The organism is Halioglobus sp. HI00S01 (assembly GCF_001635445.1).
Lineage (GTDB): Bacteria > Pseudomonadota > Gammaproteobacteria > Pseudomonadales > Halieaceae > Halioglobus > Halioglobus japonicus.
Map to the genome: position 1 here is coordinate 1 of NZ_LWEE01000025.1, position 16,325 is coordinate 16,325.

The window sequence follows — 16,325 nt, forward strand, 5'->3', positions numbered from 1 at the left end:
ACAACATCGTCTTCGGAGGAGCCGCTGCAGTGGTCGAGATAATACTTGAGCACCGCGGGGATAATCCCGGCCGCGCCGTTGGTGGGCGCAGTCACAATGCGACCACCTGCGGCGTTTTCCTCATTAACGGCCAGCGCATACAGCGTGACCCAATCCATGGTGTTCAGGGATGCATCGCCCAATGGTTGCTGCTCGCTCTTGAGCTGGCGATGCAATTGCGCCGCCCGGCGTTTCACCTTGAGGCCACCCGGCATAATACCCTCGGTGGCAACACCAGTGGCAATACAGGCGTCCATGACGCGCCAGATACCCAAAAGCTGCTCTTTGATCTCCGCGTCGCTGCGCCAGGCCAGTTCATTGGCCATCATGAGTGCGCTGATCGACAGGCCGTGCTCACGGCACTGTTGCAGGAGTTCCTCAGCGGTGCTGAAGGGGTATGGCAGTGGCGTCTGGTCCTGAGTAATCGCGTCTTCGCCCGCAGCGGTCTCGTCGACAACAAAGCCCCCGCCCACGGAATAGAACACCGCCCTGCTCAATAACTCGCCGGCGCCATCAAACGCGGAGAACTGCATACCATTAGCGTGGTACGGCAGCGATTCATTGCGGTGCATGACCAGGTCATCGCGGTAGCTGAAGTCAATGGCGTGCTGGCCCAGAATATTGAGTCGCCCACCCTCACGAATGGCCGCTACGCGCTCGGCAATACTCGCCACTTCAACGCCTTCGGGTGTTTCTCCCTCCAGCCCCATCAGAATGGCCTTGGGTGAGCCGTGGCCAGCGCCCGTCGCGCCCAGGGAGCCATAGAGCTCGGCACTGATGCGCTGACACTGGGACAGGCTCTGCTCGGCGGCGAGGCGCAGTGCAAAGTGACGGGCCGCATGCATCGGGCCGACCGTGTGTGAGCTGGAAGGGCCAATACCGATTTTGAACAGATCAAAGACGCTGATTGACATGCGCGGTGTCGCTACTGACCGTAGTGGACTTGCAGATGGTTGAGAATATCTGCCGACTCAAACAAGCCGCTATCCGTATTCGGATCCACAAGGTAGGGAATCGAGAGTCGACCTTCACGCGCCTGCAGATTGCGGCGATTCTCGAGCTCGCTGTCAGGGGTGATATTGAACGCACTGCGCACCGGCGGTAACAGCCACTCGCTGGCCATGGTACGGCCGCAATTGCGCACAATGTAGGGTATTTCCAGTGCGCACAGCTCTTCTCGCACCAGCCGCGCATAGGGGCTGCTTTCGAAGCTGTAGAGTTCGAGAAGTTCCGCGGGCAGCGCGCCGGTGCGAGCCTGCATACCCCTACTGATGCGCGGCGCGCTGGCCAGCATGGAGCCAAACGTCTGCAAACCACCGAGCTTCCACTTGAGGGGGCGCTTGCCTGCACCATAGGTTTCAAACAGGTAGTTGACGATGTCCAGTGACTCATACATTTCGACACCGGTATTCGGGTCGACGAGGTAGGGAAACTGGGCTCTGCCACCCCGCTCCACCAACTCAGGCCGGAAGCGCTCACCGTTCTTGGGGCACGGCAGTATCAGCACATCCAGGTCCAGCTCAGTCAGTGCCTCGCGCACCAGCCGGCAGTAAGGGCAATTCTCGATATCGTAGAGCTGCAGAAGCTGCTCGGGCTTGGCCGGCGCTGGCCGGCTCTGAATACCGTTGGTTGCCCTTATCAGGGTAGAAACAAAAGATGTCGCCAGCATCGGGCCTCCGTTACAGGGTTTGATATTCCTTTTCCAGGCGCTTCATGCCCTTCTTCGACACACCGCCGAGCACGCCAATGGCCTGACGCAAACGCGCGCGGCTCATGTCGGGGCCAATCAGCTCCATGGAATCAACAACGGAGAACGAGGCGCTGGTGCCGGCAATCGCCACGAAAATGGGCGCCAGAAAGTCTTTTACCTTCACGCCCAGGGCGTCGGCGACAGCCTTGAGCTCGTTCCAGATGTTGTCGCGATTCCACTGCTGCAGCGCTTCCATCTTCCACAGCGCAAATTGTAGACCTTTCACCACATCTTCGCGCTCGCCTTTCACACCGGCAAAGCTCTCTTCGTTAATGGGCAAGGTCCCGGATACCAGGAAAGCCGCCAGCGGCGCGAAATCGCTGAGGGTTTCCATGCGCTTCTGCGCGTGAGGCAACACCTTGAGCAGGTTCTCTTCGTTGAAGGCCCAGGCCACCAGGCGCTCAGCCAGTTGTTGCTCGTTGAGGTCTTCGCGGATCCACATACCGTTGAGCCACGATAGTTTCTCCACATCAAAAATGGGGCCACCGAGCGACACACGCTGAATATCGAAGTTATCCTGCATTTGCTGCAGTGAGAATTTCTCGCTTTCGTCCGGCATGGACCAACCCATACGTCCGAGATAATTCAGCAGCGCTTCAGGCAGGAAACCCATGCGCTGGTAGTAGAGAATGCTGGTGGGGTTCTTGCGTTTGGAGAGCTTGGACTTATCCGGGTTGCGCAGCAGCGGCAGGTGGCACAGTTGTGGCATATCCCAACCGAAGTACTCATACAGCAGCTTGTGCTTGGGCGCGGAGTTAATCCACTCCTCGCCGCGCAGCACATGGGTAATACCCATGAGGTGATCGTCGACCACGTTGGCCAGGTGATAGGTGGGCATACCATCTGACTTCAGCAGGATCTGCGCATCAATCATGCTCCAGTCCAGCTCGATGGTGCCACGCAGCATATCGTCGACCTCGCAGGCGCCCTCTTCCTCAGGCACGATCATGCGAATCACATAGGGCTCACCCGCGTTGCGGCGGCGGACCACCTCGTCTTCGGGCAGCATCAGGTCAGAGGGCTTGAGCGCGTTCACATCGCCGGACTCGCGCTTGGCCTCGCGCAATTCGTTCAGCTCATCGGCAGTGCGGTAGCAGATAAACGCCTTGCCATCGTCCACCAGCTGGTGGGCGTACTGACCGTAAATTTCCATGCGCTCACTCTGGCGATAGGGGCCGTTGTCGCCACCTACATCGGGGCCTTCGTCCCACTCCAGGCCCAGCCAGCGCAGGGAGTCGAGAATTGCCTGCTCCGATTCAGGGGTACTGCGGGTCTGGTCGGTATCTTCGATACGCAACAGAAACTGGCCGCCATGGGCACGGGCAAAGCACATGTTGAACAGCGCAATATAGGCGGTGCCTACGTGGGGATCGCCAGTGGGCGACGGGGCGACACGAGTACGTACAGTCATGATGAATCCGGGATCTAGGGAAAAGGCCGCGATTATAAGGCCTCACCACGGTAAATCCCACTCTCTACAGTGAAGCCACAGCCGCCTTCTCCCAGCCAAACGCCTGCAACACCCGTTTAAAGCGTGGCCCCAGCCCGGCGCGTAATAGCAGCGCATCATCGGTCACGGGATGCCGTATCTCCATGGTCGTACAGGCGAGCAGCAGGCGATCACAGCCATACTCGCTAGCAAAGAAGCGATTGTGCACACCCTTACCGTATTTGGCGTCGCCGATAATGGGATAGCCCAGGTGTTTCATATGGCGCCGCAACTGGTGCTTGCGCCCCTGAACCGGATCGAGCGCCACCAGCGAGTAACGCGTTTGCGGATAGCGCTCAACGACGTGGGGAATCTCAACCGTGGCGAGGCGCTCATAGCGCGTCAGCGCCGGTTGCGCCGGGCGCGGTTGGGTGCGATTGCGGTCGGCAATTTTGTCGGGCTTGTCGGTAATCGGGTGATCGATTTCACCGTATTCAGGGCAATAACCGCGCACCACCGCCAGATACCGTTTAGCGACACTGTGGGCAGCAAACTGGTCTGACAATGCTCGAGCCACCTCGGAGTTCAAGGCAAATAACAGAACACCGGAGGTGGGCTTGTCCAGGCGATGCACGGGATACACGCGCTGTCCGATCTGGTCGCGCACCAATTGCAGGGCAAAGCGGGTTTCGTGGCGGTCTATCGGGCTGCGGTGAACCAGCAGTCCGCTGGGCTTATCCACGGCGACCACATACTCATCCTGGAAGAGGACGGGCAGCGTTTTAGGGAGTTCAGTAGTGGTCAAAATAGTGTTGTACCTGAGCCGGATCTGACGTCTTACACAGCACCAGTTTCAGCAGCACCCGCGCCTGGGCTGGATTAAGCTCACCGGAGGCCACCGTACCCAGGGCATCATCGTCAATCTCAATATTGCGACCCACGACGCCGGTACTCACCCGGGTTGACCTGACCACCACCACGCCCTGTTGCACAGCACGCTCCACGGCGCCCAACATCGCGGTGGTCATGTTGCCGTTACCCACGCCTGCCAATACCAACCCCCTGGCGCCTCGAGCCACAGCATCGTCGAGCAGATCGGGCGAAGCACCTGCACTGACGAAAACCACATCTACCCGGGGCAAGGTATCCAACCCCGCGACGGAAAACTCCGACTCCCGGGTGTGCCGCTTGTAAGGTTGGCGAAAGTAGCGATTCTGGCCGTAGTGCGTTTCGCCCATCAATCCGCGGCCCGGCGAAACAAACGTCTGCACATCGGTGGTTGAAGACTTGGTCATGCCCCTGGCACCGTGGATATTGTCATTAATCACCACCAACACACCGCGGTCGGCACTGGCGGGGTCGGCAGCGACGGCAACGGCATTGAAAATGTTGAGCGGACCGTCGGCTGAAAGTGCGGTCGCCGGTCGCATCGCTGCCGTCATCACCACAGTCTTGCTTCCCTGAATCACCAGGTTGAGAAAATAGGCCGTCTCTTCGATGGTATCGGTCCCGTGGGTGATGACGATGCCATCCACATCCGGTGCGTCCTGTAACGCGGCAACGCACTGCGCGAGCTTTAACCAGGACGCGCCGTCCATGTCCTGGCTGCCCAGGCTCATCAGCTGTTCACCGCGCACCTCGGCCAGCTCGGACAGTTGTGGCACCGCCTCAAGCAGCTGTTCCACACCGAGCTGTCCGGAGGCATAACCGGCGCGGGTGCCTGAATCGCCGGCGCCGGCGATAGTGCCGCCGGTCGCGACAATCACAATATTGGGTTTCATTCAGATGCAGGCCGTGGCTGACAGTAAAAGTCCAGCGACTCTACCGCCAACGAAGCAGGATGCAAGCGAAACAAAGCCACGCCGTGAAGTTCCTGATCGCGCCAGTTAATTTGAGCCGTTGCCGAGACATACTGGCCAGCGGCGAGCAGCTTACTCAATCGCACCTCGCGCACCTGCTCCCGAAAGGCGTCGATGCTGAGCAGCTTGGCCTGAGCGTCTAGTGTTACGGGCGCATCAACTGCGCCGGTGAAGAGATCATCAAGCGGTTGCCCCGCATCAAGGCGGCGCTGCAAAGCCGTCACCCTGCCCTTACCCTTATCGCCAACACCACCGAGGCCACGCATATAACCTGCGACGCCCCGAGGACCCATTTCGCGCAACATGCGCCACAGTGCGCCAGCCCCGCCGGACTGGCTGCGTGCGGTCGTCAGTAGCTCCCAGTAAGCGGCCAGACGAAATATACGCAGCTGGCCGGCTTCCTCGACAAGTTCATAGCAGAGATGGGTCGGCGTCACCACGCTCGCCCCGGAGGGCAGCGTGATATGAATATCCAGGTCGCGCCAGACATGCTGGCCACATACCGTGTCGCGATGCACCTCAAAAGACACCGCGTTGGGAGCGATAAACGTGCGATAAAAGCGTGCGAGCGGCTCGCGCTCCGGATCATCCCCGGGGCGTCGCACACAAGGGAGTGCCCCCACAGGATCCTCTACCAGGCTATAGCGGGCGAAAAGATCCCGCCAGGCCGGCCAGTCATGCGCACCGACGGCCTGCGGCGAAAGCTCGACAAAATCCAGACACTGCTGTTCTGAAAAACTGAACGTACTCACGGCATGTTCCCCACTGGAATGCGGGGAACACTATGCACCGAGAGGCACGCCCAGCGCCAGTACTGTGCGAATCAAAGCCAGCCCTAATCCTCCAGGCTGCCTACCTGCTCAATAGTGACCTGCACCCGGCGACCAAACTTCGGCGCCAGATACTCACTGGTCTAAGCCGCATTATGGGCGAATGCAAATTCATCCAACTGCATGCTGTTGCATTCATAAGCAAGATGTTCGCGCTATGACGGATAGGAGTGGCCATAGCGGAATGCATCCGCCAAACCCTCAACATCGTCGTGCACAATCGACATACACATGGCGCGAGCCGACAGGACGCCTTCATAGCTATGATCCTTAACACGTTCGTCACCCAATGCGGTGACGGGGACTAAGGAACACCCATGGAACTATCGGACAAGACCGCCCGAGAAATTTACCACGACGTGATCAGTAACCCCGCGCGCAAGCGCTTCGGGTTTGGCAACAAGGCCGTGCTGGTAACCATCGACCCCAAGAAAGACCATGTTGCCTACATGGATTCCCGGGAAGACGCGGGCATCTGGGGCACATGCACCGATACGCCGGATTCCCTACAGAACATCAAGTTCAACTTGAGCGCTCCGAGTTTGACGATCGACTCAACATCGATCACGACAAGGACGTTGTCTACCTGAAGAAATTCCCTCCGCGTTTTTTGAAACCCAGCTGCAGTCGCTGCTGGTCGACACGCTCAATGAGCCCCGGCCAACTGGGAAAACTCCAGCCACGCGCCTTCGGGCGCACGCACCGCAAACATTGTCGTTTTCAAGCCAGGCGACAAATCAACACCAACCGGCGCTAGGCCAGCTCGATACCTGCTGCTGTGAACGTGTTGGCCAGACCGGTGCCATCTGCATCGAGAAGGCCAAAATTTCCTGATTGCTATCGAAGACAAAAGACCCGGGCTACCCGACAATAAACTGGGTCGTATATTTGATGAGTTCTATCGCGTTGACGAGGCACGCCAGCGCGAAAGCGGCGGCCACGGTCTGGGGCTGTCCATAGCCCGCCGCGCTGTCGAATTGCACGGCGGTGAGATTTCCGCGCACAACGGTCGAAAGGGTCTTTGCGTGCGTATTTCCCTGCCCGGTTCAAGCTGATACCTCCTCATGTACCCTGCTACGGTGCTAACATATGCGCTATTGTTATGAGACCCCTACCCCATGCTAGACATCAAACCGAGCGCAGGTGCCATTGGTGCCGAAATTTGCGGCATCGACCTGTCAGTGACCCTCAACGACGAGGATTTTCTGCGCATTCGCAAACTGCTGAATGAGTATCAGGTGATCTTCTTCCGCGACAGCAACATCTCCCCGGAGAATATGAAAGCCCTGGCCTTGTCATTTGGTCCGGTACAGACGCACCCCGCCTACGAAACCGTGGCGGGCTTCCCTGAGATCACCATTCTGGAAAGTACGCCGGACAAGCCCACCAAAATCGAAGCCTGGCACACAGACATGACCTACAGCCCCACGCCGCCGATGGCGACTATGCTGAAGTCAGTGATCCTACCACCCAAGGGCGGCGACACGCTGTGGTCCAGCATGACTGCCGCCTATGATGCGCTGTCGCCGGTGATGCAGAACTTCCTGGGCGGCCTCACCGCGGTACACGATTTTCGATTTGGCTTTAAAGAAAGTCTGGCAGAGCCCGGTGGCCCAGAGCGCCTTGCTGACGCCATCGCTGCCCATCCGCCCGTGCGGCACCCGGTGATTCGCACACACCCTGAAACTGGCAACAAAGCCATCTTCGTCAATTCACTGTTCACCACTCACATTGAAGGATTGTGGCCGGCGGAAAGCGATGCACTGCTGGCGTTCCTGTTTGCGCACGTCACCACCGACGAATTCACCTGTCGTTTCCAGTGGGGGCCAGATTGCCTCGCCATCTGGGACAATCGTTGCACGCAGCACCGGCCGATCAATGATTACTTCCCGGCACACCGCCGTATGGAACGGATTACCATAGACGGCGACGCGCCCTACTGAGCTAGACGCGGCGGGGCCAGGGCATGACGGCTTATCTCGGCCTGTTCTTCGGTGCGTTTATCGCCGCGACTCTGCTGCCGGCCTATTCCGAAATTGTGTTCGCCGGTTTGCTAAGCGCCGGCTACAATCCCTGGCATCTCCTGTTCTGGGCATCGCTGGGCAATACGCTGGGGGCGGCCGTCAACTGGTTGCTGGGGCGATACCTGCTGCACTTCAAGGAGCGCAGCTGGTTTCCATTCAAGACAGACTCTTTGTCCGGCGCCCAGCGCTGGTTTAATCGCTGGGGCGTCTGGTCGCTGCTGCTGGCCTGGCTGCCGATTATCGGCGACCCGCTGACCTTTATCGCAGGCGTGATGCGCGTGCCTTTCCCGCTCTTTATTGCGTTAACTGCCCTGGGCAAAACCGCGCGCTACGCCACTGTACTGGGAATCCTATCGTTGGTTTAGCCTCAATCGTTAGGCCTGCACACCTGGCCTCATGAAAAATGGCCTCAGGTGACAGTACGATTTCACGCGCGCGCAGGTAGCCTGTATATTGGCCCAGCACACTGTCACCAGCGGAATCATTGCGAATGCGAATAACAAACAAGCACGGCCGGCAGATGAATAACAGCTGCCTATGCTCAGGCACCATCCGCCTCATCACGGTCTGCCTCACAGCGTTGCTGGCAGCTTGCGGCGCGGACGAGACTGCCACCAGCAACACGCCAGATGCTACCGAGGTGACGGTACGCACAGTGACCCTGCAACCTACTACATGGCAGGGCAATGTGGCCAGCTTCGGCGTGATCGAAGCACTCGAGGAAGTCAGCATTGCTGCGGAGCTATCCGGCACCGTCAAAGCTGTCTATGTCGATGAAGGGGATGAAGTCAGCGTCGGTCAATTACTGCTGGAACTGGACCCGCGAAAAAGCGAACTGGCATTAACCCAGGCCAGCAAGGCACTGGAAGAAGCCAAGGCGCAACTGGATGATGCCAGCCAGAAACTCGCGAGAAGATCCAACCTGGCCGCCAGCAACACCATCTCTGTCGAAGCTTTGGACAGCGCCAAAGTCGCTCTGGATAGCGCCTCGGCACGCTACCAGCGGGCCGTTGCCGCGCACGAATTGGCCCAACGCCATCTCGAAGACACCCGCATCTATAGTCCGGCCAATGGCCAGGTCGATATTCAGGCCGTGGAATCAGGCGAACCGGTGCGAGCCGGCGAGACCCTGGTCACGCTGCAGCTCAGCGGCGGTCTGCGCATGCAGACCTGGGTCAGTGAAACAGACGTACTCCTGCTGTATGCAGGTAATGCTGCGACCATCATTGCTTCCGCACTGCCGGGACAGAGCTATCCTGCAACCATTGAGTGGCTTGGGGTTGCGGCGGACAAGAATACTGGCAACTATCCCGTCAAACTGCTGCTCAATAGCCCGGACGCCCAGCTACGTCCGGGCATGACCGCCACTGCCACCATGCAGACGCGACCGGTAGACGATGTATTGATTCTCCCAGAGCAGGCTCTCGTGGACAGGGCCCGGCGCAAAGTAGTGTTTGTCGTCGAGGAAGGCGTTGCCCGCATGCGGGAGCCGGTTCTCGCAACCGGCCTGGCCAATCACCTGCAAATTCTGGCGGGACTGGCCCCCAATGAAGAAGTCATTGTCGACGGCCACGCATTTGTTGTCGAAGGTGCTGCAATCACTGCCCTGCAAAGGTAAGTAGAACATGGTCGCCATTATTAGCTGGTTCGCCCATCGTCCACTGCTGGTCAACCTGATCATGGGCCTGGTGTTCGTGCTGGGCTTCCTCACCATCGCCGACATGCGGTACGAGTACAACCCCAAGGTCGACATGGGCATCCTCAACATCACCACGATTAAGGCCGGTGCGGGCGCGGAGGAAGTCGAACTCACCCTCACCCTGCCCCTGGAGGAAGAGCTGCTCGAGGTCGACGGCGTCAAGAAGATGACGTCCCGTTCGATGGAAAACGTCTCGCTGATTACGCTCACTCTGGATCTCGAGGACGCCGAGCGGCACCAGATTATGCGCGACATTCAGCGCGCGGTTGATCGCGCTGAAACCCGGCTGCCGCAAGATCTTTTGGAAAAACCGCAACTGGAAGAAGTGTCCACCCTGCTCACACCCATCATGGAAGTGCATATTACGGGTGACGTACCGGAAGTCACCCTGCGTGAAGTAGCACGCAATGTCGCCGAGTCGATGAGGGTGGTTGAGGGCATCGCCAGCGTCAAGAAAATCGGCTACCGCCGCCCGGAAGTGCGCATCCAGCTACTACTTGAAAAACTGGCGGCACTGGGCATTAGCCACGATGAAATTATTGTCGCAATCCAGGCCAGGAATCAGCGCCAGAGCGGCGGCGCTGTCGATTCATTTCTGGTGGAAAAGAACGTGGTGGTGGTTGGTCAGTTCGACAACCCCGTCGATGTGCGCGACACATTGTTACGCGCAGGCTCGCCCGGCAACGCTGTCTACTTGCGCGACGTTGCAACCATCGTCGAAGACTTTGAAGACTGGGAAGTGCAGACCCGGGTCGATGGCCGTATGAGCATCGCTCTGCAGGCACTCAAGAAAGCGCGGTCAGATGAGGTTCATACCGCCGCGGCCATGCGCGCTCATATTGATTCGCTGACGCTGCCCCCGGGTGTTGAGGCGGTCATGGTAGCCGATGTGTCACGGCTCACCATGAACGTACTGCAGGTGCTCACCGGCAACGCCATACTGGGCCTGATCATGGTTTTCGGGCTGCTCCACTACTTCCTGCATATCCGGTTTGCGATCTGGGCGGCTATCGGCCTGCCGTTTGCCGTATGCCTCAGCTTCCTACTGCTGTCGGCCATCGATGTCACCATTAACGTCATGACCCTAACGGCCATCATCCTGATGCTGGGCATACTGGTGGACGACGCGGTGGTGGTCAGCGAAAACACCAAGCGCCTGCGACAGGCCGGGCTCGCGCCTCTGGACGCTGCGGTGAACGGCGCGGGACAAATGGCCCAACCGGTGATATTCAGCGCGCTCACCACCATGCTGGCCTTTGCGCCGCTGCTATTCATTGGTAGCGCCAATGGAGAATTCCTCAAACCCTTTCCCATGGCAGTAATCGTCCTGCTGCTGGCTTCCCTGTTCGAATCGCTGTGTATTCTACCGGGGCACCTGGCCCACATTCCCGCGCATATCAAACCTGTGGAACGTTCCGGGTTTAATCGTTTACGCGAGCTCTACCAGCGCCTGATCGATGTCTGCCTGAAACGGCGAGCCATCACCCTGGCGGTGTTTTTGTCCGCGTTCTCCGCCATAGTTGCGGTCGGCGCCATGACGATCCCTTTCAGCCTTTACCCGGATCTTGATATCGACACCATTTACGTCAAGGTCGAGCTACCCACCGGCAGTCGTTTTGAAGAAACCGTCGCCGTGGTCCAGACACTCGAAGAAGATTTGCGCGCCCAGGTCGATCCCATCGATCTGCGCAACATCACGTCAGTCATCGGTCATCACAATACCGATTTCTACGGCGCGGTTGAGGGCATGAATGAAGCCTGGGCACTAATCGCCATCCAGCTACAGCCACTGGGCCAGCGCAGCTCGGGTACCAGCACCCACGTACTGGTGGAGCAACTGCAGGCCCGAATTTCGCCGCGCGCAAACGGTTTCACTGCCCAGGTTGAGGCCCAGACCGACCTCCCCGTCACGGGCAAGCCGGTCGAAGTGGATGTCATCAGTAATGCCGACTACCGCTACGATGTAGCCGCTGAGATTGAGCAATGGCTCGCTGAGCATCCGGCCGTTTCCAGCCAATGGAACAGCTACCTTCCCGGCAAAGACACAATTGATATGGACATTAATCACGCCTTGCTGGCGTCGCGTGGGCTGACGGTGACCCAGGTCAGCCAGGCCATTGCGGTCGCCATGGACGGGCTGCTCATCGATGAACTGCAGACGCTGGATGAGCGCGTGCGCTACCGACTGAATATGGCACCAGGCACTGCAAACCAGCTGGAAACGCTGCAGCGTCTGGTCATTATTAACGGGCGCGGTGAACCGGTGTTCCTCAATGCCGTGGCCAACTTTGTCGTGCGCCCGGGCGATGCCAGCATTAAGCATCACTTCGGCCGTCGCACCACCACGGTGTTCGGTATTGTCGACACACGCAAAGCCGGCGTGGCCCAGGTCAACGCCGAACTCAAAAGATGGATGGCAGACCAGGCCTGGGGCGAGCAGTATCCGGATCTGCGCATCGTCCAGGGTGGCGAGCAACTCGACATGGAAGAGTCATTAACGGATCTGGGGCAGGCAGCACTTATTTGCCTGATCACCATATTTGCGGCGCTCGTCATCCTGTTTAATTCGCTGTCGCAACCGCTGCTTATCTTCCTGTGCATCCCCTTCGGCCTCACCGGGGTGGTGCTCTGCTACAGCGTACAGGGGCTGTCGATGGGCATGATGGCCATAACAGGTATCATCGGGCTGATGGGCGTACTGGTGAACGACTCGCTGATCATGATGCACTCACTGAACCGCCGACGCGGCGAACTCCAGCGCTATCTGACCATCCACGAAGTGGCCGACGTCGCTACAGCGAGATTCCGGCCGGTGTTCATTACGTCTGTCACAACCGCCGTCGGCCTGTTTCCGACAGCCTACGGCATTATGGGGGACAACAGTTATATTCGCCCTATGGTGATGAGCATGGCCTGGGGTGTCGTATTTGGCGGACTGGTATCACTGGTGCTGCTACCGACGATTTACACAGTTGAGCAGGATCTACGCCAGCGTCTGGGCGGCGGCAGCAAAACGCACTAACCTTGCTGCTTAACTCATCTGCCATCAGTCTAGCTCGAGTGCCTGACTAAGTCTGCCCATTAACTGCTCGGCCTCTGCCTTGGCTGCCGACACCGCGGCGCTTTCTGCGGAACGCCTGGAATATCTCTGTGCCGGCGAGTGCTTTAATCCCGCCGACGAGCGGGACATTATTGCCGCCATCGAAGTGGTGAGCATCCGGTCCCGGGCCTACCCGGGAGAACCGGTGTCAGATCTTATTGAAGATCGCTGCTGCCGGTTTGGGTCTGCGCTCGATGCTGCCGCCTGCAGCGTCCCGTTTACCCCCGTGACCAGCGCGACGCTGTGTACTGCGTCCGCGCGCTACAGGAGGCGACCCCCGCGATTAACGCAGATAATCTGCGCCCAGTGCACAATCCCACAGGTGAGGTGAACGACATTGGCCCCTGCTACGGGGACTGCCGGACAGTGTTTGAGGATGAATGTCTGGCCCCGACGCAGGAGTGCGCCTGGTCCTATCCGATCTATGTGGCTATGCCGAGGCAATAAGCTTGCCCCGGCGCTAAGCGTGATGTGGAAACAGCACGCTTATACCTCCAGCGCACGGAACCCCAGGCTGTCGTCTGCCGCCAGCAATTTACCCAGCTGTTCGAGTTGCTGACCGGCGTTGCCCAGCATGAAGCTGATCTGCTTGGCCAGCAGATAGAAGCGATGAATCGGGTACTCGATGTCTGCCCCCATACCGCCGTGCAGATGCTGCGCTGTGCAGACCACGCGATGCGCTGCATCGCATGCCCACCATTTGGCGGCGCGCACTTCGGCCCGCGCATCCTGGCCATTGCTCAGACGCCACAGGGCCAGCCAGTAAGTTGAGCGAATACCTTCGACGTCGATATAGCTGTCGGCCATACGCATGGCCAGGGCCTGAAAGCTGCCCAGGGAAATACCAAACTGTTTGCGCTCGCTCACATATTCGGCCGTGCGCTTCATGGCCTCTTCAGTAACACCCAGTTGCATGGCGCAGTGACCGATATTGGCGCGCTCTTCAATCCAGGTCAGGATCTCTTCGCCCTGCCCTTCGCTACCCAGTAGCGCTTCTCCTCCTACAGCCACGGCATCGAGTGCCAGGTGTGCGGCACGATCACCGCTAATACCAACCTCGGCGGCGGTCACGGTCACACCGGAAGCTGCCGTGGGCACGATGAATACGCTGGTGCTACCGCCGGTGACGGCCGGCACCAGAATAAAGTCTGCTACAGCGCCGTCCGGCACCATGGCTTTGCTGCCATCGAGCCGCCAGCTGTCACCGTCACGAGTTGCTGTCACCTGCGTAGCGATAGCGCTGTTCATGGCGATTTCAGCGATGGCGGCACTGAGCTTGGCCTGCCCCGCGCTCATGGCGCCCAACAGTTCCGTCTGCTGCGACTCCGTGCCGAACTCTGCAATCGGCAAGCCGGCCAGCACCAGGTTGGCGTAAACCGGAACCGGCGCCACGCGACGCCCCTGTTCCTCGAGGATCAGGCACAGCTCCGTCAGGCCCAGACCGGTACCACCAGCCGCTTCCGGTACCGCAATACCCAACAGCCCCTGCTCGGCCAGTATCGTCCACAGGTCGTCATCGTAGGTCGCATCCGTACGCGAAAATTCCAACAGGAATTCGTCGGTCGCACGGTCGGTGAAAATCTGGTGGGCCAAATCGCGAATGGCGTTCTGATCTTCGTTGAACTGAAAATCCATGGTTGGGTGCCTCAGTGTGTTCTGGCCATACCGGCCAGGTTGCTCGTGTAAGTCAATTTGTCTGGATCGGGCTGCTCGAGGAATAAGGCCCGATAAAACATGGTGGTCAGCAATTCAGCGAATTCCGCTTCGCTGAGTTTCGCCGCCCGCAGCGTCTTGCTCTCGTTGATAAAGTATTCGCGGATCAGTCCTTCACCAATGCCTGCCAGTGAATAGGCCACCATCAGCGCCTGATGGCGTTTAAACGTCACCTCGGGAAAGAGACCCGGCATCAGGTTCACCAGCCACATCAATTGTTCTCGGTATTGCTCGCGCAGCATTTGCGAGAATTCAGAATCTTCATCTGCCATTTGCAGCAAGCAGCGCATGACGCCGGGGCGGCGGGCATAGTTCTTCACGATCAGCAGGTTGTAGGCGTAGATACGGCCATACCAGTCGCCCTTTTCTACGTCCTGCTCCACCAGTGCCGGGTCGTGAATAGCACGCGCAAAATTGGTCAGCACTTCGACAGTCAGGGACTTGAGGTCCTTGAAATAGTGATAGAACAAGCCCTGGGCCATACCCGCTTCGCGGGTGACATCCGCAATGCGCATCTTGTGATAACCCTCGCGCTCGAGCACTGCCATGCAAGCGTCCATCAGGCGCGCACGCGCCTTCTCACCCTTGGCACTAAGCGGCTTGCCCTCAGCTTGTTCTGGTTTAGCACTGCGATTCATGGGTACAAAATAGTTGAATTTGAATTCAAATTCAATATTATTGTGGCAATCCGATTGGAGGAACTTTTCATGTTTGTCGACTACACCGATTCCCAGAAAGAACTTCGCCGCGAATTCCGCGCCTATTTTACCGACCTGATCAAGCCGGAATATCACGAGGAGTTACGCAATGCCGAAAGCGGCGACCTCTACAAAGAGCTGATCCTGCAGCAGGGTAAAGATCAAATGCTCGCCGTAGGCTGGCCTGAAGAATACGGCGGCCGTGGCCTGACTGAATCGGAACAGCTGATTCGCTACGAAGAAGCCCTCCTCGCCAATGCCCCTACCCCTTTCGTTACCTTGAACACCGTAGGCCCGGCGATCATGAGCAGCGGCACCGAAGAACAGAAAAAGCGTTTCCTGCCGGGCATTGCCTCTGGAGAGATGCACTTTGCGATTGGCTATACCGAGCCCAGCGCCGGAACCGATCTAGCCGCACTGACCACATCTGCGGTGAAGAAAGATGACCACTACCTTGTCAACGGCAGCAAGATTTTTACCAGCGGCGCCGAGGGTGCTGATTACGTCTGGCTGGCGGCGCGCACCGACGCCGATGCGCCCAAGCACAAAGGCATCTCCATTCTGATTTCAGAAACTTCAGACCCCGGCTTCTCCAGAGGATCGATTCACACCATGGGTGGCGTGCACACCAACGTGACTTACTACGAAGACGTGAAAGTGCCCCTGGACATGATTATCGGTAAGGAAAACGGCGGTTGGCGCCTGATTACCGAACAGCTGAATCACGAACGTATTGGCCTGGCCGCCTGGGGCATTCAGGCCTGGAAGCTATTCCGGGACGCCATGCAGTGGGCGCGCGAGACCAAAGGCAGCGATGGCCAGCGTGTCATCGACGACCCCCTTGCGCAGCGCAATCTGGCAGAAGTTTATTCACATCTCGAGGCTATGCGAGTGATGAACGCGCGTATGTCCTGGCAGCTCGATCAGCACGAGATGAACCCGGTTTTCCCCTCCGCTATCAAAGTGTATTCCACCGAAATCATGCTCGAGATCTGCCGCCTGCTAATGGAAGTCATCGGCCCGCACGCCCTGCTTACGGGCACTGCCGAAGGCACCGTACTGCACGGAAATCTCGAGCACGAGCATCGCCGAGCCACCATTAACACCTTTGGCGGCGGCGTAGTGGAAGTACTGCGCGGCCTGGTAGCCACCCACGGTCTGGGCATGCCCCAGCACCGCTAAAC

Annotated in this window: 15 protein-coding genes; 7 read left to right on the forward strand and 8 right to left on the reverse strand. The window is 58.6% G+C overall.

The features are described from left to right. The 6 genes from A3709_RS04950 to A3709_RS04975 form a co-directional block, all read right to left on the reverse strand. The coding region (locus A3709_RS04950; RefSeq protein ID WP_066050978.1) for an L-serine ammonia-lyase at positions 1-953 on the reverse strand (953 nt) is incomplete at its 3' end. A gap of 11 nt (positions 954-964) precedes the next feature. Further along, on the reverse strand, positions 965-1,708 hold the full coding sequence (locus tag A3709_RS04955; protein WP_066050981.1) for a glutathione S-transferase N-terminal domain-containing protein: 744 nt from the start codon (positions 1,706-1,708) through the stop codon (positions 965-967). 10 nt (positions 1,709-1,718) lie between these two features. Beyond that, on the reverse strand, positions 1,719-3,200 hold the full coding sequence (gene gltX, locus A3709_RS04960) for a glutamate--tRNA ligase (protein ID WP_066050983.1): 1,482 nt from the start codon (positions 3,198-3,200) through the stop codon (positions 1,719-1,721). Positions 3,201-3,264: 64 nt separating this feature from the next. Continuing rightward, the gene (truC, locus tag A3709_RS04965; RefSeq protein ID WP_066050986.1) at positions 3,265-4,023 is read right to left on the reverse strand and encodes a tRNA pseudouridine(65) synthase TruC; all 759 of its coding nucleotides are present in this window, start codon (positions 4,021-4,023) and stop codon (positions 3,265-3,267) included. Next, positions 4,010-4,999: a type II asparaginase gene (locus A3709_RS04970; RefSeq protein WP_066050989.1), complete on the reverse strand. Its 990-nt coding sequence runs from the start codon at positions 4,997-4,999 to the stop codon at positions 4,010-4,012. The genes truC and A3709_RS04970 overlap by 14 nt, the downstream gene beginning before the upstream one ends. After that, a complete protein-coding gene (locus A3709_RS04975; RefSeq protein WP_066050992.1) occupies positions 4,996-5,829 on the reverse strand; it encodes a hypothetical protein in 834 nt (277 codons plus the stop codon). The genes A3709_RS04970 and A3709_RS04975 overlap by 4 nt, the downstream gene beginning before the upstream one ends. A 395-nt stretch (positions 5,830-6,224) precedes the next feature. On the opposite strand from A3709_RS04975, the gene A3709_RS04985 reads away from it, so the two are divergent. The 6 genes from A3709_RS04985 to A3709_RS05005 all read left to right on the forward strand — a co-directional run bounded on the left by A3709_RS04985 (position 6,225) and on the right by A3709_RS05005 (position 12,652). Next, the gene (locus tag A3709_RS04985; RefSeq protein WP_066050999.1) at positions 6,225-6,497 is read left to right on the forward strand and encodes a hypothetical protein; all 273 of its coding nucleotides are present in this window, start codon (positions 6,225-6,227) and stop codon (positions 6,495-6,497) included. A gap of 216 nt (positions 6,498-6,713) precedes the next feature. After that, on the forward strand, positions 6,714-6,962 hold the full coding sequence (locus tag A3709_RS22470) for an ATP-binding protein (RefSeq protein WP_082849944.1): 249 nt from the start codon (positions 6,714-6,716) through the stop codon (positions 6,960-6,962). Positions 6,963-7,025: 63 nt separating this feature from the next. Next, positions 7,026-7,850: a TauD/TfdA family dioxygenase gene (locus A3709_RS04990; protein ID WP_066051002.1), complete on the forward strand. Its 825-nt coding sequence runs from the start codon at positions 7,026-7,028 to the stop codon at positions 7,848-7,850. Between the two features lie 23 nt (positions 7,851-7,873). Further along, positions 7,874-8,296 carry a YqaA family protein gene (locus A3709_RS04995; RefSeq protein ID WP_066051005.1) on the forward strand — a complete coding sequence of 141 codons (423 nt, stop codon included), beginning with the start codon at positions 7,874-7,876 and terminating at the stop codon, positions 8,294-8,296. Between the two features lie 125 nt (positions 8,297-8,421). After that, positions 8,422-9,549 carry an efflux RND transporter periplasmic adaptor subunit gene (locus tag A3709_RS05000; protein ID WP_082849904.1) on the forward strand — a complete coding sequence of 376 codons (1,128 nt, stop codon included), beginning with the start codon at positions 8,422-8,424 and terminating at the stop codon, positions 9,547-9,549. Between the two features lie 7 nt (positions 9,550-9,556). Beyond that, positions 9,557-12,652 carry an efflux RND transporter permease subunit gene (locus A3709_RS05005; protein WP_066051010.1) on the forward strand — a complete coding sequence of 1,032 codons (3,096 nt, stop codon included), beginning with the start codon at positions 9,557-9,559 and terminating at the stop codon, positions 12,650-12,652. 564 nt (positions 12,653-13,216) lie between these two features. On the opposite strand, the gene A3709_RS05010 is transcribed toward A3709_RS05005, so the two are convergent. Continuing rightward, complete coding sequence (locus A3709_RS05010; RefSeq protein ID WP_066051013.1) at positions 13,217-14,365, reverse strand: acyl-CoA dehydrogenase family protein; 1,149 nt, start codon at positions 14,363-14,365, stop codon at positions 13,217-13,219. An 11-nt stretch (positions 14,366-14,376) separates the two neighbouring features. Beyond that, positions 14,377-15,081 carry a TetR/AcrR family transcriptional regulator gene (locus A3709_RS05015; RefSeq protein ID WP_066051016.1) on the reverse strand — a complete coding sequence of 235 codons (705 nt, stop codon included), beginning with the start codon at positions 15,079-15,081 and terminating at the stop codon, positions 14,377-14,379. A gap of 69 nt (positions 15,082-15,150) precedes the next feature. Between A3709_RS05015 and A3709_RS05020 the strand changes: the two genes are divergently transcribed. After that, entirely contained in the window at positions 15,151-16,323 is a 1,173-nt protein-coding gene (locus A3709_RS05020; protein ID WP_066051019.1) for an acyl-CoA dehydrogenase family protein, read from the forward strand. The last annotated feature ends 2 nt before the right edge of the window (positions 16,324-16,325 follow it).